Genomic DNA, 14,480 nt, shown 5'->3' on the forward strand with positions numbered 1-14,480 from the left:
GGTGAGGGCTATTGGCTATCATAGCCGTCTTGTTTGCTGATTACCTGTCCTTATTCCTGTCCCCATGAGCACCTCCAATCCGCCGATCACGATTTCCAGCCTCGATTACGAGCGTATCGAAACCCTCCTGGAGTCGGATGCCGCCCAGAACATGCCCGGTATCGAGGCGCTGGAGGCGGAGTTGCTGCGTGCCAACGTGGTTGAACCGAATGAGGTGCCGCCGGGTCTGGTGACGATGAATTCCACCGTCAAGTTCGAGGATCTGGGAACCGGGCAGCATCGCTCGCTGACGCTGGTCTATCCGCACAATGCCACGGTAGCGGACAGCATCTCGGTGCTGGCTCCGGTGGGCAGTGCACTGCTTGGCCTGAGTGTGGGCGACACGATTGCCTGGCAGGTGCCGGGCGGCCGCAAGCTGGAGCTGCGCATTCTGGAGGTAGTCTCCCAGCCGGAAGCGCAGGGCGAATTCCACCGCTGATCTGGTTCAGGCCGCCGGCCAGGCTTCCGGTGTGAAGCCGACCGTGATGCGGCCCTGACCCCAGTCGATCACCGGACGCTTGATCACGCTGGATTGCTCCAGCATCAGGCTCTGGGCGCTGGCGGCATCCTGTACCGCTGCCTGCTGCGCCGGATCGAGCTTGCGCCAGGTCGTGCCCTTGCGGTTGACCAGCGTTTCCCAGCCGACGGCATCGACCCAGCGCTGCAGGGCATCGGCGGGTACGCCCTGTTTCTTGAAATCATGGAAGGTGTAGGGCAGACCCTGCTCGTCCAGCCAGCTACGGCCTTTCTTGACCGAAGTGCAGTTGGGAATGCCGTACAGCGTGATGGAAGTGGGTGTTTTGCTCGTCATGCCGCCCATTATGGTGTGCAGTCTGGGAAAATGCAGGCCATGCACACCTATGACACCCTGGAGCAGTGGCTGGCACACTGCGAGAACCTGCATCCCACCACCATCGACATGGGGCTGGAGCGCCTGCGCAGCGTGGCCGCACGCCTGCACGACGGTGCCGGCCTGCGCTTCGACTGCCCGGTCTTCACCGTGGCCGGCACCAATGGCAAGGGTTCCACCTGCGCCATGCTCGAATGCATGCTGCGCCATGGCGGCTACCGTACCGGCCTGTTTACCTCGCCGCACCTGGTGCACTTTACCGAGCGCTGCAAGATCGATCACCAGCCGCTGGACGAAGCCACCCTGTGCCGCCACTTCGAGGCGGTGGAAAAGGCACGTGGCGATACCAGCCTGACCTATTTCGAATTCACCATGCTGGCGATCCTGGATGCGCTGGCCCAGGCCAGGCTGGATGTGGTGATCCTGGAAGTCGGCATGGGCGGGCGGCTGGATGCCGTCAACCTGGTCGATACCGACTGCGCCATCATCACCAGCATTGATGTCGATCACGCCGAATTCCTTGGCGACAACCGCGAGGATATCGGGCGCGAGAAGGCCGGCATCATGCGCGCGGGCAAGCCGGCCATCGTCAGCGATCCGGTGCCGCCGCACAGCATCATCGAACATGCCGAAGCCATCGGTGCCGACCTCTGGCTGGTCGGACGCGATTTCACCACCGGCGGCGACCAGCAGCAGTGGAACTGGCAGGGCCGTGGCCGCCGCTACCCGGCGCTGGCCTATCCGGCACTGCGCGGTGCCAACCAGATGCTGAATGCCGCAGGCGTGCTGGCCGCGCTGACGGCGTTGCGTGATCGCCTGCCATTGCCGGCGCAGGCGATCCGTCTGGGGCTGGCGCAGGTCGAGCTGCCGGGGCGCTTCCAGATCGTGCCGGGCCAGCCGGCACTGGTGCTGGATGTGGCGCACAACCCGCATTCGGTGGCGGCACTGGTGGCCAACCTGGATGCCATGCCGTATTACCCGGTCACCCACATGGTTTTCGGGGCCATGGCCGACAAGGAGATTGGCGACATGCTGCAGCGCCTGCATCCGGTAGTCGACAAGTGGTATTTCTGCGATCTGCCGACGCCGCGTGCCGCCAGCAGCGACCAACTCATGCAGCACTGGCAGCAGCACTGTGCCGGCCAGTCGCGCATCGTGCCGTCCGACGCCAGTCAGCACGCCTCGCCGCGTGCCGCGCTGCAGGCAGCCATTGCAGCCGCGGACCCGGCTGATAGAATCGTGGTTTCAGGATCGTTCTTTACGGTAGGTGATGTGCTGAGCGAACCGCTGCCCAAGTTGTCCGCCCCGCATATGCCGGGTTTGCCGGACTGACGGCATTCCCGCCTGCCGGCTGATCCTCCACTACAGATTGATGCATGGCCTTCTTCAATTTCCGTCGCAACGCTGCTACGCCCGAATCCGCTTCTCCTGATGTCAGCCCTGCCAAGGGTCGTGCCGCCAAGGGCAGCGCCTCGCCTGCCACCGAGGAGCTGAGCCGCCGCGCGCGTCAGCGCCTGATCGGCGCGACCGTGCTGGTGGTGGCTGCGGTGATCGTGTTCCCGCTGGTGTTCAGTGCAACGCCGCGCACGGCGCCGGCCGATATCGCCATCGATATTGCCGGTACCAGTTCGGCCAGCGTGGCTGTCGAAAACAGCCTGTCGGCCGATGAGGAAGTGATCGCGGCAGCGCCAGCCGCCAGCGCCGCGCTGGCACAGCTGGCCGCCAGCCAATCGCCTGATGCCGATACCCTGCGTCTGGCCGAGGAAGAGGCGGCCCGTGTCCGCGCTGCCGACGAGGAAGCAGCGCGCCAGCGCATCGAGCAGGAGCGCGAAGCACAGGCCAGGGCCGAGCGTGAGCGTGCCGACAAGGCCGCCCGCGACCAGGCAGCGGCAGAAAAGGCGGCTGCCGAGAAGGCGGTCCGCGACAAGGCCGCTGCCGACAAGGCGGCGCGTGACAAGGCTGCAGCCGAGAAGGTCGCCCGCGAGAAGGCGGAAGCCGACAAGGCTGCTGCCGAGAAAGCGGCCCGCGACAAGGCCGCACGTGACAAGGCAGCTGCTGAAAAAGCGGCTGCAGACAAGGCAGCCGCCGAAAAGGCCGCCCGCGAGAAAGCTGCGCGTGAAAAAGCCGCCCGCGAGAAGGCGCAAGCAGACCAGGCTGCCGCCGCCGACCGTCCCGGTGCCGATTTCCCTGCAACCGGCCGCTTTGTGGTGCAGGTTGGCGCCTATGTCGAGGACAGCAAGGTGGCCAACGTGCGTCGCCAGCTGACGGCTGCCGGTCTGAGCAATTACACCCAGGTCGTCAAGATCAATGGCAAGGATGCCACGCGTGTGCGCATGGGGCCGTTTGGCACCCGCAAGGAAATGGAACGTGTTGCCGACAAGGTGCGTTCGCTTGGCCTGCCGGTATCGGTGTACAGCTACTGATGATGCCCGAGATGGCAGCATGGCCTATCTGATCCGGACGCATGAACATGCAGGCGATTTTTCAGCAGTGGGGCACACTGGACACGTTCTGTCTGGTGGTGTTGCTGCTGTCCATGCTGCTGGGCTGGTGGCGCGGCATGGTGCGTGAGCTGGGCTCGCTGCTGTCCTGGCTGGCTGCCTTTCTGCTGGCGCGCTGGGCTGCGCCCATGGTGGTGCCCTGGTTGCCTTCGTCCTGGCCCTGGATGGCTGATCCGGTGTTTGCCCGCTGGACGGCGATGCTGCTGGTATTCGTGCTGGCGCTGCTGCTGATCGGGCTGTTCACCAGCGGCTCGCGCAACCTGCTGCGCGGCATCGGCCTGGGCGGGGTAGACCAGTTGCTGGGTGCCGGCTTTGGCGTGGCACGGGCGCTGGTGCTGCTCTGGGCCATGACTGCCGTGGTCTGGATGACGCCCATGCACCAGACGACCTGGTGGAAGAATTCCGTTTCGGCCAGCATGCTGACCGGAACCCTGCAATCGCTGTCTCCCTGGCTGCCGTCTCCCATGCGGCCCTGGTTGCCGGCAGGGCAGGGGCCTGCGCTATCCGCGCAGCTCCCGCCCGGACTTTCCCTCATCTTGAAAGGGTAAAAACATGTGTGGAATCGTAGGTATGGTCAACCAGTCGGCGGTCAACCAGCTGATCTATGACGCCTTGCTGCTGCTGCAGCATCGTGGTCAGGACGCAGCGGGCATCGCCACGCAGATGGACCGCAAGTTCTTCATGTACAAGGCCAAGGGCATGGTGCGTGATGTGTTCCGCACCCGCAACATGCGTGCGTTGCCCGGTAACTGCGGCCTCGGCCATGTGCGCTATCCCACGGCTGGCAATGCCAACAGCGAGGAAGAGGCTCAGCCTTTCTACGTCAACGCGCCGTTCGGTATCGTGCTGGTGCACAACGGCAACCTGACCAATGCCCATGCGCTGCGTGCAGAGCTGTTCGAGACCGACCACCGCCACATCAACACCGATAGCGATACCGAGGTGCTGCTCAACGTGCTGGCGCACGAGATGCAGCGCGCTGCCTCCAACGATACGCTGACCGTGCCGGATATCTTCACGGCCGTGCGTCAGGTACACCGCCGGGTGCGTGGCTCCTACGCCGTGATCGCCATGATTGCAGGCGTTGGCATCCTCGCCTTCCGCGATCCGAATGGCATCCGCCCGCTGTGCATCAGCAAGCCGCAGGATGGCATGGCAGCGGTGGCGAGTGAATCCGTGGCGCTGGAAGGGGTCGGCCTGACGCTGGACCGTGACCTGGCGCCCGGTGAGGCCGCGTTCATCGACCTGCAGGGCCATGTGCAGTTCGAACAGTGTGCCGACAACCCCAGGCTCAATCCCTGCCTGTTCGAATACGTGTATCTGGCCCGCCCCGATTCCGATCTGGACGATATTTCCGTCTACCATGCGCGCCTGAAGATGGGCGAGGCACTGGCCAAGCGCGTGGTGTCCATGGTGCCGCCCGACGAAATCGATGCCGTGATCCCGATCCCCGAATCCAGCCGTCCCAGTGCCATGCAGCTGGCCCATGTGCTGGGCCTGCCGTACCGCGAAGGCTTTGTGAAGAACCGCTATGTCGGCCGCACCTTCATCATGCCGGGGCAGGCCGTGCGCAAGAAGTCCGTGCGCCAGAAGCTCAACGTGGTCAACAGCGAGTTCAAGGATCGCAACGTGCTGCTGGTGGACGACTCCATCGTGCGCGGCACCACCTCGAAGGAAATCATCCAGATGGCCCGCGATGCCGGTGCACGCAAGGTTTACCTGGCCAGTGCCGCGCCGCCGGTGCGCTATCCCAACGTCTACGGCATCGACATGCCGACGCAGCAGGAGCTGGTGGCCCACAATCGCACGATCGAGGAAGTGCGCGAGATCATCGGCTGTGATGCCCTGATCTACCAGGACCTGGATCAGCTGAAGACCGCGATCTGTGAGCTGAATCCGGCCATCAGCAACGTCGATGCTTCCTGCTTCGATGGCGTGTATGTCACCGGCGATATCTGCACCGAAGATATTCAGCGCATGCAGGACGAGCGCCCCAGGCAGACGGAAGACAACGATGACACTTCGCGCCTGACATTGCCGAACGCCGAAGTGCAATAACCCGGCCCAGATGACCACCAGACTCCCCATGACCGATTCCACACCGCAAGCCGGCTGGCACCGCGAAACCCTGGCCGTGCGCCAGGCCGTACCGCGCAGCCAGTACGGCGAACACTCCGAAGCGCTGTACCTGACCAGCAGCTTCGTGCAACCCGACTCCGAAACGTCGGCGCACAATTTCGCCTGTCCGGAGGACGGCTATACCTACACCCGCACCGGCAACCCCACGGTGACCAGCTTCGAGCAGCGGCTGGCTGCGCTCGAAGGGGCCGAAGCCGCCATCGCCACGGCGAGCGGCATGTCGGCGATCCTGCTGATGGCACTGGGCCTGCTCAAGAGCGGCGACCACGTGATCTGCTCGCAGTCCATGTTCGGCTCCACCATCAAGCTGATGGGTGCCGAGATGTCGCGCTTTGGCGTGGAAACCACGTTTGTGCCGCAAACGGATGCTGCAGCCTGGCAGGCCGCGATCAGGCCGAACACGCGCCTGCTGTTTGCCGAAACCCCGACCAACCCGCTTTGCGACCTGTGCGACATCGCCGCATTGGCCGACATGGCGCATGCTGCCGGCGCGCTGCTGGCGGTGGACAACTGTTTTGCCACGCCGATTTTGCAGCGTCCGCTGGAGCTGGGGGCTGATCTGGTGATCCATTCCGGCACCAAGTTTCTCGATGGCCAGGGCCGTGTCATGGCCGGTGCCATCTGCGGCAGCGACAAGCTGGTCAACGGCACTTTTGCACCGCTGGTGCGTGCCGCCGGCATGGTGCTGTCGCCATTCAACGCCTGGGTCGTGCTCAAGGGCATCGAGACCTTGCACCTGCGTGTGCGGGCCCAGTGCGAGCATGCGTTGCAGCTGGCGCGCTGGCTGGAACAGCAGCCGCAGGTCGAACATGTCTACTACCCCGGTCTGCAGTCGCACCCGCAGCATGTCCTGGCAATGCGTCAGCAGAACGGCCTGGGTGGCTGCGTGCTGTCCTTCACCGTGCGTGCCGACACGCCGGAGCAGGGCCGCCAGCGCGCCTTCCACGTGATCGACAGCACGCGCCTGTGCAGCATTACCGCCAATCTCGGCGATGTGAAGACCACCATCACCCATCCGGCCAGCACCTCGCACGGCCGTCTGAGCGAGGAGCAGCGCCAGTCTGCTGGCGTGGTGCAGGGCCTGATCCGCATCGCCTGTGGCCTGGAGCACCTGGAAGATATCCAGGCCGATCTCGCCCGCGGCCTGCAGAGCCTGCCGCAGGATTGAACCACCAGGCCGGCATCTGCCGGCCTTTCTGCTGATGACCATGACTACACCTGTACGTACCCGTTTCGCCCCGTCGCCCACCGGTTTCATCCACCTGGGCAATATCCGTTCCGCGCTTTACCCGTGGGCGTTTGCCCGCGCCAACCAGGGTGCCTTCATCCTGCGCATCGAAGACACCGACCTGGAGCGTTCTACCCAGGCCGCCGTCGACGTGATCCTGGAGGGCATGGAATGGCTGGGCCTGACGCCCGACGAAGGCCCGTTCTACCAGATGCAGCGCATGGAGCGCTACAAGGACGTACTGGCACAGCTGCAGGCTGCCGGCCATGTCTATCCCTGCTACATGAGCATGGCAGAGTTGGATGCGCTGCGCGAGCGCCAGATGGCGAACAAGGAAAAGCCGCGCTACGACGGTACCTGGCGTCCCGAGCCGGGCAAGACGCTGCCGCCGGTTCCCGAGGGCGTGCAGCCCGTGCTGCGCTTCAGGACGCCGAAGGAGGGCGTGGTCGGCTGGGACGACAAGTGCAAGGGCCGCATCGAATTCCAGAACGCCGAGCTGGACGATCTGGTGATTGCCCGCCCGGATGGCACGCCCACCTACAACTTCTGCGTCTGCGTGGACGATATCGACATGCGCATCACGCACGTGATCCGCGGCGATGACCACGTCAACAACACGCCGCGCCAGATCCATATCTTCGAGGCGCTTGGCGCCCGGGTGCCGGAGTTTGCCCACCTGCCTACCGTGCTGAACGAGCAGGGCGAAAAGATGAGCAAGCGCAACGGTGCCAAGGCCGTGACGCAGTATCGCGATGAAGGCTATCTGCCTGATGCCATGGTCAACTACCTGGCGCGTCTGGGCTGGAGCCATGGCGACGACGAGATCTTCAGCCGCGAACAATTCCTGGAATGGTTCGATCTGGACCACCTGGGCCGCAGCGCCGGCCAATTTGACGAGGCCAAGCTGCGCTGGGTCAACGCCCAGCATCTGAAGGCCATGGCCGACGAGGAACTGGCCACGCGTGTGCGTCCATTCCTGCTGCAGCGTGGCATGGCAGCCGAGGCGATCGATGATGGCCGTCTGCCGGCCATGTGCGGCCTGTTCAAGGACCGCTGCGATACGCTGGTGGTGCTGGCCGACTGGATTGCGCGCTTTCATCTGCCGGTACAGATCAGCGATGAGGATCGTGCCAGGTTCCTGACGCCCGAGATTGCACCGGCGATCCAGTCGCTGGCGGACAAGCTGGCACAGTGCGAGTGGACGCAAGCGGCCATTTCTTCCGTGATCAAGGAGGTTTTGGCCGAAAAAGGGCTTAAAATGCCGGGCTTGGCCATGCCGGTGCGGGTTCTCGTACTGGGAACGCCGCAGACGCCTTCGCTGGATGCTGTACTTTCATTACAACGCCGCGAAAAAATTTTGCAGAGCTTGCAAAAACTCTAAAAAATGGCGTATACTTCAAGTCTTCGCAGCAAACGAACTTCGTTGAAGCGAAGGCAAGAAAATTTGGGGGTATAGCTCAGCTGGGAGAGCGCTTGCATGGCATGCAAGAGGTCAGCGGTTCGATCCCGCTTACCTCCACCAAGTTTCTAGGTTTTGACCCTATCGTCTAGAGGCCTAGGACACTACCCTTTCACGGTAGGTACCGGGGTTCGAATCCCCGTAGGGTCGCCAAAAATCGCTGCTGGCAACAGCAGCACTGGCAAGCAGGGTGGCAACATCCTGCTGCTACCAGGAGTGGTAGTTCAGTTGGTTAGAATACCGGCCTGTCACGCCGGGGGTCGCGGGTTCGAGTCCCGTCCACTCCGCCAACACACTAACGCCGTACCGGTTTTCCGGTGCGGCGTTTTTTTATGCGCAATCGGGGCTGCCGGCATCGCACAGGCGCATGCGGCCGGTCTTGTCAAAGAACAGGCGTTGCAACTGCTCCCCGTGACGCAGTTCCAGCTGTCCGTTGGCTTGCAGTCCCTCCCGCGCGACGGGAAAACCGCGCTCGTTGAACAGCAGATAGCCAGCGGCCATGGTATTGGCCGCACCGGTCGCATGGGGCGGTGCCTGCAGCTGCAGGCCGGCAGGCAGGGGCGCCTGTTGCTGCAGCAGGGTATCGCTGTTACTGAAGCGTCCATCCCCATCCCGATCCACAAACAGACGCCAGCCCAGTTGCCATTGGCGGGCATCCTGCGCTTGTAGCACTACGGCGTAGCCGCTACTCATGGCTTGTGCACGCGCCTGCCGGGCAGCCGCCAGCAGGCTGGAGCCGGCTATCTGCAGGTCGGCGCGCTGGCGCAGCTGACGGTAGGCGCTGGAACCGATCAGCAGCAGGCCGGCCAGCAGCCCCAGCACCAGCAGCAGCTCGATCAGCGTAAAGCCGCGTACAAACAGATGTTTTTTCATGGCCAGCAGCGCAGATCCGGTTCTGCCTGGCAGCGGCGCTGACCGAGGCTGTCGAGCGAGAGTTCGCGCCAGCTGGCGGATGTGGCCGTGGCTTGGGCAAACACCTCGATGCAATCGGATGCTGCCGGTGCCGGGCTGTCCGCTGTGGGCGCCTGGCAGCGACGGGCGCCCAGCATGACTCCGGGCGGCGTCACCATGCCTTCCAGCAGCACATGAGCATGGCCGGCAGCAAAGCGGGCGTAATCGGGCTGGCTGTTGCGCCAGGCGGATTCGCGCAGCAGCAGTTCGCTCAAGGCGAGTCGTATGCTGGTGAGCTGGCCTTGCAGCAGATGACGCTGATAGGCCGGATAGGCCCAGCTGGACAGGGTGGCGATCAGGCTCAGCGCGACCAGCAGTTCCAGCAGCGTGAAGCCGGGTGATCGCTTGCTGCTGCGCGAGGAGGAGGCGGTCATGGATGTTCTTTCGGTCGGAGTGGCAGGGTCAGCGCCATGCCGCAGGCAGGGCGCTCCAGGGCAGGGTCTGCAGGCGGACCAGCTGGCCAGCCGGGGCGGATGCGGGCACGGGCACGGGCACGGGCAGCGCGATGCGGATTTCGCCCTGCAGCAATACGCCGCCGTGACCGGGCAGATAGCCCGCGGCCAGCAGACGATAGCGTTGCTGTGTTGCATCGGCCTGCAGCAGTTGCCACTGGTAGCGTGGGGGACGCGGGCTGCCGGGAAAACCCAGAACGGCTTGCTGCTGTTGCAGGGCGGTCGTGAGGCTGATCCGGGCCGTGTCCAGGGCGGCCAGGGCTGCCTGTTCGGCCTGCAGCTGATCGCGTTCACGCTGCAGCACCTGCTGCTCCAGCAGCAACGGGGCCACGCCGGTACTGGCCAGGGCCGATAGCGCCAGCAGCAGGCCGAGCACCACGATCAGGGAAAAGCCATGAGCCGGGCGTGTCATGTGGTGCCCAGGTGAAATTGCAGTTGCAGCAAGCGGCGCTGTCGCCGGTCTGCCGGCAGGCGCAGGCTGGCACCGCTGTCTGCCGGGTGTTGCGTGGCATGTGCCTGGCCCAGCGGGTAGACGGTCTGGGCCAGGCTGGTTTGCGCCGGGTTGATGGTGCTGCGCAGTACCAGACCGATGCGGATCGCGCGTACGCGCAGCCATCGGGCTTCGCTGGCGGCGCGGTCGCCCGGAAGCTCCAGTTCGCTGGCCGTGTGCCACTCGGTGATCTGCGCCGGGGATGTGCCATCCGCCAGGCCGTACAGCAGCTGCAGGCTTTCCACGCCGGGAATCAGGCCGGTGGAGGTGAATTGGCCACTGGCAGACAGATAGGCGCAGGAGAGCTGGGGCTCGCCGGTGACACTGTGGCGGTTGATGTAGAGGAAGGCGTAGCCCTCGTTGCCAGCACCCAGGACACTGCCGTTGCAGGACATGATGCCGCCATCGCTGCCGACACCCGCAGGGCCATCGGCACCGTGGTAACGGAGCGCCAGGATATCGCTGCCGTTGCGACAGCTGCTGTCCGTGATCCTGCCGCAGGCAGCCGGACGATTACCGCTGCGGATGCTGCTGATATCGCTGAAGCGCCGTGCACTACCTGGGTTCCGGTAGGCCGCATCATCCCAACCGTAGACGATGGGCAGGCCATCAGCCACAGGGGTGCGGGCATCAAGCTGGCGCAGCAGGCGTGGCAACCAGTCGCGGCTCAGACGCAGCTGGTCCTGCAGCTGCTGTTGCTGTTCCAGGCTGGCCAGGGCCTGACGACCCAGACGCAGGCCTTGCCAGGCGGCAGCGGTGACCAGCAGGCCGAGCGTCAGGGCCAGCAGCAGCTCGATCAGGGTCATGCCGCGCGTCGGGAGCTGCCGGTTCATGGCAGACCGAGGCGTGGCAGTGCCACAGGCAGGATCAATCCAGGCAGCCTGGATGGGCCGGTGGGCGCATCGTGCTGCCAGCCCAGCTGGATCAGCAGCACCGTGGCCGCGCTGTCGGCCGGGCAGGACCAGTCTGTCGGCAAGGGGGCATGGGCCGCCATCGGGCAGATTTGCAGCCGTAGCTGGGGTAGCAGGCTGGCTGCCTGCTCCTGCCAGCCGGACAGGGCGTGTGCCAGTTGTTGCTGGGGATCGGGACAGGGGGCATCGCTGCAGCTGCCAGGGGCAGGGGCCTGTGTTGTTGCTTGCCAATGCCATGGCACGGCCGCTTGCGCCAGTAAATGACCATGGGCGCGCAGCAGCACGGCCAGCTGGCTTGCCAGCGCGATGGCATCCTGCTGTTGGCGCGTGTGCTGGGAAAATTGTTGCAGGCGGGCCTGCATGGCCAGCGTGCCCACCAGGCTGCCGGCCAGAAGCAGCATGCCGACCAGCACTTCCAGCAGCCCGAGTCCGCGGCGCGGGGGATGACGCAAGCGTTTGGTACGGCGTGAGTGGCGTATGGGCAGGTGCATGCCCATATTTTAATTCAAAAGTATTATTATTTTTGGAATTTCTTCGGGCTCAACCAACCGGTGGAGAGCATGGTGCCGAGCAGGATCACGCTGCCGTAGCCGAGCATGGACCAGCTCAGCGATTCGTTCATGAAGCCGACGCCGTAGGCCAGCGCAAACACCGGGATCAGGTAGGTGATGGTGGAGGCGTTGCCGGGGCCGGCACGGGCGATCAGGCGGTAGTAGAGCACATAGGCCAGACCGGTGCAGATCACGCCCACCGCCAGCATGGCGAGCCAGGCCGTGCTGCCGGGCATGCGGCTCGGGGCAAACCAGACCGTCAGCGGCAACAGCACCAGAAAGGCGCCGAAGTTGCTGCCGGCTGCCACGGCCATCGCAGGCATTTGCGACAGATAGCGTGTGCTGTAGCAGGCGGCAAAGCCGTAGCTGCAGGTGGCCAGCAGACAGGCCAGCGAGGCCAGCAGGGCATGGCCATGGCTGATGTCGTCCGACAGCCCGGCCGGCTTGCTGCTGGCGAGCAGGGCGACGCCGATGAAGCCGATGAGCAGGCCGAGCAGTCGCCAGCGGTCCGGCCGGTGACCGAGCCAGAACCAGGCGATGCAGGCGGTGAACAGCGGCGTGGTGGCATTCAGGATCGAGGCCCAGCCCGTGGGAATCGTCAGCAAGGCGTAGGCGTAGCAGGCAAACGGCAGGCCGGAGTTGAAGATGCCGACGAACAGTGTGGGCTTCCAGTGCTGGCGCAAGTCTCGCCACTGCCCGCGCAGCAGCATCAGTGGCAGCAGCGTGGCGGCGGCAATGCCGACGCGGATGCCGGCGGTGGCCCAGGGGCCGAAGTCGCGTACGGCCAACTGCATGAACATGAAGGAGGCGCCCCAGATGGCCGCCAGCAGCAGGAACTCCTGCAGCCAGTGTGCGGAAGCGGCTGAGCCCGGACGTGCCATGGACTAGAGCAGTTCGGTTTGGGACTGTTCCAGATGCAGCAGGGCCGTCTTGCGCTCCAGACCGCCTGCATAGCCGGTCAACTGGCCCTGACTGCCGAGGACGCGGTGGCAGGGCACGAACAGGCTGATCGGATTGCGCCCGACGGCCATGCCCACCGCGCGGCTGGCGGCAGGCCGGCCCAGCGCGGCGGCGATTTGGCCGTAGCTGCGTGTCTGACCATGCGGGATGCTGCACAGCCAGTGCCAGACCTGTTGCTGGAAGGGCGTCCCTTCGACATAGGCCAGCGGCAATACTGCCAGTGGCTGGCCCTGGAAGTAGGCGTCCAGTGCTGCCGCAGCTGCCTGCAGCACCGGGTGCGCCGGCTGCAGTGGCACACCACTGAGCGAGGCCGTATCGAAATGCCGTTGTGGTTCGAACCAGGCACCGGCCAGCGCGTTGGCGGTACACGCCAGATGCAGGGGGCCAAGCGGAGTGGCGTGACAGCTGCGCGCGGTCAGCAGACGGGGGTAGTCGGGCAGGGGCATGGTGTGACAGCAGCGTGAAGCCCGAGCAGGTGGCCAGGTTGGCACGCCGGGGGCGCGTCCAGTGTAGCGGGTCTTTTACAATGCAGCAATCAACAGTCAGACGGAGTTCCCATGCAAGTAGCGGCATCGATTTTCAAGGCCTATGACGTGCGCGGTGTCGTGCCCGACACCATCACGCCCGAGGTGGCGCGTGCGCTGGGTCGTGCCTTTGGCACCCGGGCGCGCCAGAACGGCAGCCAGGTGGTGACCGTGGGGCGCGATGGCCGTCTGAGCGGGCCGGAGCTGGCGGGGGCCCTGATGCAGGGACTGGTCGAGGCCGGTATCGAGGTGATCGATATCGGCATGGTGACCACGCCCATGCTGTACTTTGCGGCACATACGCTGTGCGACAGCGGCATCCAGGTGACCGGCAGTCACAACCCGAAAAACCACAATGGCTTCAAGATGGTGCTGGGAGGCCGCGCCATCCATGGCGAGGAGATCCAGCAGTTGCGCCAGATCATCGAGCAGGAAAGCTGGGAGTTGCCCGGTGGCGGCAGCGTGCGCCAGGCAGATGTGCTGCCGGCCTACCAGCAGCAGATCGTGGCCGATATCAGGCTGGCACGCCCGATGCACGTGGTGGTGGATAGCGGCAACGGCGTGGCGGGTGCCACGGCGCCGGGCATCTTTCGCAGCCTGGGCTGCGAAGTGCGTGAACTGTACAGCGAGGTCGATGGCCATTTCCCGAACCACCATCCCGATCCGAGCAAGCTGGAAAACCTGGAAGACGTCAAGCGCGTGCTGCGTGAAACCGATGCCGAACTCGGCCTGGCGTTTGACGGCGACGGCGACCGGCTCGGCATTGTCACCAAGGACGGACAGGTGATCTTTCCGGATCGCCAGATGATGCTGTTTGCACAGGACGTGCTGCAGCGTGTGCCGGGTGGCACCATCGTGTTCGACGTGAAATGCTCGCAGCGCCTGGCTCCGGCGATTGCCGCAGCGGGTGGTGAGCCGCTGATGTACAAGACCGGCCACTCGCTGGTCAAGGCGCGCATGAAGGAGGTCAACTCCCCGCTGGGTGGCGAGATGAGCGGCCATATCTTTTTCAAGGAGCGCTGGTACGGTTTCGATGACGGGACGTATGCCGGCGCACGACTGCTGGAAATCCTGAGCCGGCATGACGATCCGTCTGCCGTGCTGAACGCCTTGCCGACCAGTTTCTCCACCCCGGAAATCAACGTCGCCTGCGAAGAGGGCGAGCCGCATCGCATCGCCGCTGCGCTGTTGCCGCTGGCCGAGCAGCAGCTGGGTGGCGAGGCGCAGGTATCCGGTATCGATGGCGTCCGGATCGACTGGGAAGACGGCTTTGGCCTGATTCGCGCCTCCAACACCACGCCGGTGCTGGTGCTGCGTTTCGAGGGGCATACCGAAGCGGCGCTGCAGCGCATCGAGCAGACCATGCTCGGCCTGCTGCGCCAGCTCAAGCCCGATGCCGTGCTCGGTGCATCGGCACACTGAACG

At 64.7% G+C, this 14,480-nt stretch carries 16 protein-coding genes and 3 tRNA genes; 11 read left to right on the plus strand and 8 right to left on the minus strand.

The annotated features are described in order from the left end of the window. The first annotated feature begins 64 nt into the window (after positions 1-64). On the plus strand, positions 65-478 hold the full coding sequence (gene rnk / locus C513_RS0105045) for a nucleoside diphosphate kinase regulator (protein WP_018714949.1): 414 nt from the start codon (positions 65-67) through the stop codon (positions 476-478). A gap of 6 nt (positions 479-484) precedes the next feature. On the opposite strand, the gene C513_RS0105050 is transcribed toward rnk, so the two are convergent. Then, positions 485-859 (minus strand): ArsC family reductase, encoded by a 375-nt coding sequence (locus C513_RS0105050; RefSeq protein ID WP_018714950.1) that lies wholly within the window; start codon positions 857-859, stop codon positions 485-487. A gap of 30 nt (positions 860-889) precedes the next feature. Here C513_RS0105050 and folC point away from each other — a divergent pair, with 30 nt between their 5' ends. The 9 genes from folC to C513_RS0105095 all read left to right on the plus strand — a co-directional run bounded on the left by folC (position 890) and on the right by C513_RS0105095 (position 8,506). Then, positions 890-2,221 (plus strand): bifunctional tetrahydrofolate synthase/dihydrofolate synthase, encoded by a 1,332-nt coding sequence (folC, locus tag C513_RS0105055; RefSeq protein WP_026320566.1) that lies wholly within the window; start codon positions 890-892, stop codon positions 2,219-2,221. 44 nt (positions 2,222-2,265) lie between these two features. Next, positions 2,266-3,312, plus strand: coding sequence for an SPOR domain-containing protein (locus C513_RS13640; protein WP_018714952.1), 1,047 nt, complete (start codon positions 2,266-2,268; stop codon positions 3,310-3,312). 47 nt (positions 3,313-3,359) lie between these two features. Continuing rightward, entirely contained in the window at positions 3,360-3,938 is a 579-nt protein-coding gene (locus tag C513_RS12775) for a CvpA family protein (protein WP_169335116.1), read from the plus strand. Positions 3,939-3,942: 4 nt separating this feature from the next. Beyond that, positions 3,943-5,448 (plus strand): amidophosphoribosyltransferase, encoded by a 1,506-nt coding sequence (purF, locus tag C513_RS0105070; protein ID WP_026320567.1) that lies wholly within the window; start codon positions 3,943-3,945, stop codon positions 5,446-5,448. A gap of 28 nt (positions 5,449-5,476) precedes the next feature. Then, on the plus strand, positions 5,477-6,697 hold the full coding sequence (locus C513_RS0105075) for an O-succinylhomoserine sulfhydrylase (RefSeq protein WP_018714955.1): 1,221 nt from the start codon (positions 5,477-5,479) through the stop codon (positions 6,695-6,697). A gap of 40 nt (positions 6,698-6,737) precedes the next feature. Then, a complete protein-coding gene (gene gltX, locus C513_RS0105080) occupies positions 6,738-8,138 on the plus strand; it encodes a glutamate--tRNA ligase (protein WP_026320568.1) in 1,401 nt (466 codons plus the stop codon). 65 nt (positions 8,139-8,203) lie between these two features. After that, positions 8,204-8,279 (plus strand) — tRNA-Ala (locus tag C513_RS0105085). A 14-nt stretch (positions 8,280-8,293) separates the two neighbouring features. Then, a tRNA-Glu gene (locus tag C513_RS0105090) sits at positions 8,294-8,369 on the plus strand. Positions 8,370-8,429: 60 nt separating this feature from the next. Beyond that, positions 8,430-8,506 (plus strand) — tRNA-Asp (locus C513_RS0105095). Positions 8,507-8,546: 40 nt separating this feature from the next. Here the strand turns inward: C513_RS0105095 and C513_RS0105100 are convergent. Genes C513_RS0105100 through C513_RS0105130 form a run of 7 tightly spaced genes read right to left on the minus strand, consistent with a single transcriptional unit; the run spans position 8,547 to position 12,977 of the window. Continuing rightward, complete coding sequence (locus C513_RS0105100; RefSeq protein WP_018714957.1) at positions 8,547-9,089, minus strand: GspH/FimT family protein; 543 nt, start codon at positions 9,087-9,089, stop codon at positions 8,547-8,549. Next, the gene (locus tag C513_RS13645; RefSeq protein ID WP_018714958.1) at positions 9,086-9,541 is read right to left on the minus strand and encodes a prepilin-type N-terminal cleavage/methylation domain-containing protein; all 456 of its coding nucleotides are present in this window, start codon (positions 9,539-9,541) and stop codon (positions 9,086-9,088) included. Before C513_RS13645 ends, C513_RS0105100 begins: the two co-directional genes overlap by 4 nt. Positions 9,542-9,569: 28 nt before the next feature. After that, positions 9,570-10,031, minus strand: a complete 462-nt coding sequence (locus tag C513_RS14405; protein WP_018714959.1) for a hypothetical protein — start codon at positions 10,029-10,031, stop codon at positions 9,570-9,572. Then, a complete protein-coding gene (locus C513_RS0105115) occupies positions 10,028-10,942 on the minus strand; it encodes a PilW family protein (protein WP_018714960.1) in 915 nt (304 codons plus the stop codon). The genes C513_RS14405 and C513_RS0105115 overlap by 4 nt, the downstream gene beginning before the upstream one ends. After that, on the minus strand, positions 10,939-11,511 hold the full coding sequence (locus tag C513_RS14410; protein WP_169335117.1) for a PilV family protein: 573 nt from the start codon (positions 11,509-11,511) through the stop codon (positions 10,939-10,941). The genes C513_RS0105115 and C513_RS14410 overlap by 4 nt, the downstream gene beginning before the upstream one ends. A 26-nt stretch (positions 11,512-11,537) precedes the next feature. Further along, the gene (locus C513_RS0105125; RefSeq protein ID WP_018714962.1) at positions 11,538-12,452 is read right to left on the minus strand and encodes a DMT family transporter; all 915 of its coding nucleotides are present in this window, start codon (positions 12,450-12,452) and stop codon (positions 11,538-11,540) included. A gap of 3 nt (positions 12,453-12,455) precedes the next feature. Beyond that, entirely contained in the window at positions 12,456-12,977 is a 522-nt protein-coding gene (locus C513_RS0105130; RefSeq protein ID WP_018714963.1) for a methylated-DNA--[protein]-cysteine S-methyltransferase, read from the minus strand. 111 nt (positions 12,978-13,088) lie between these two features. Here C513_RS0105130 and C513_RS0105135 point away from each other — a divergent pair, with 111 nt between their 5' ends. Then, positions 13,089-14,477, plus strand: a complete 1,389-nt coding sequence (locus tag C513_RS0105135) for a phosphomannomutase/phosphoglucomutase (protein ID WP_018714964.1) — start codon at positions 13,089-13,091, stop codon at positions 14,475-14,477. The last annotated feature ends 3 nt before the right edge of the window (positions 14,478-14,480 follow it).

This window comes from Allobrachymonas chironomi DSM 19884 (genome assembly GCF_000374625.1).
GTDB classification, from domain to species: Bacteria; Pseudomonadota; Gammaproteobacteria; order Burkholderiales; family Burkholderiaceae_C; genus Brachymonas; species Brachymonas chironomi.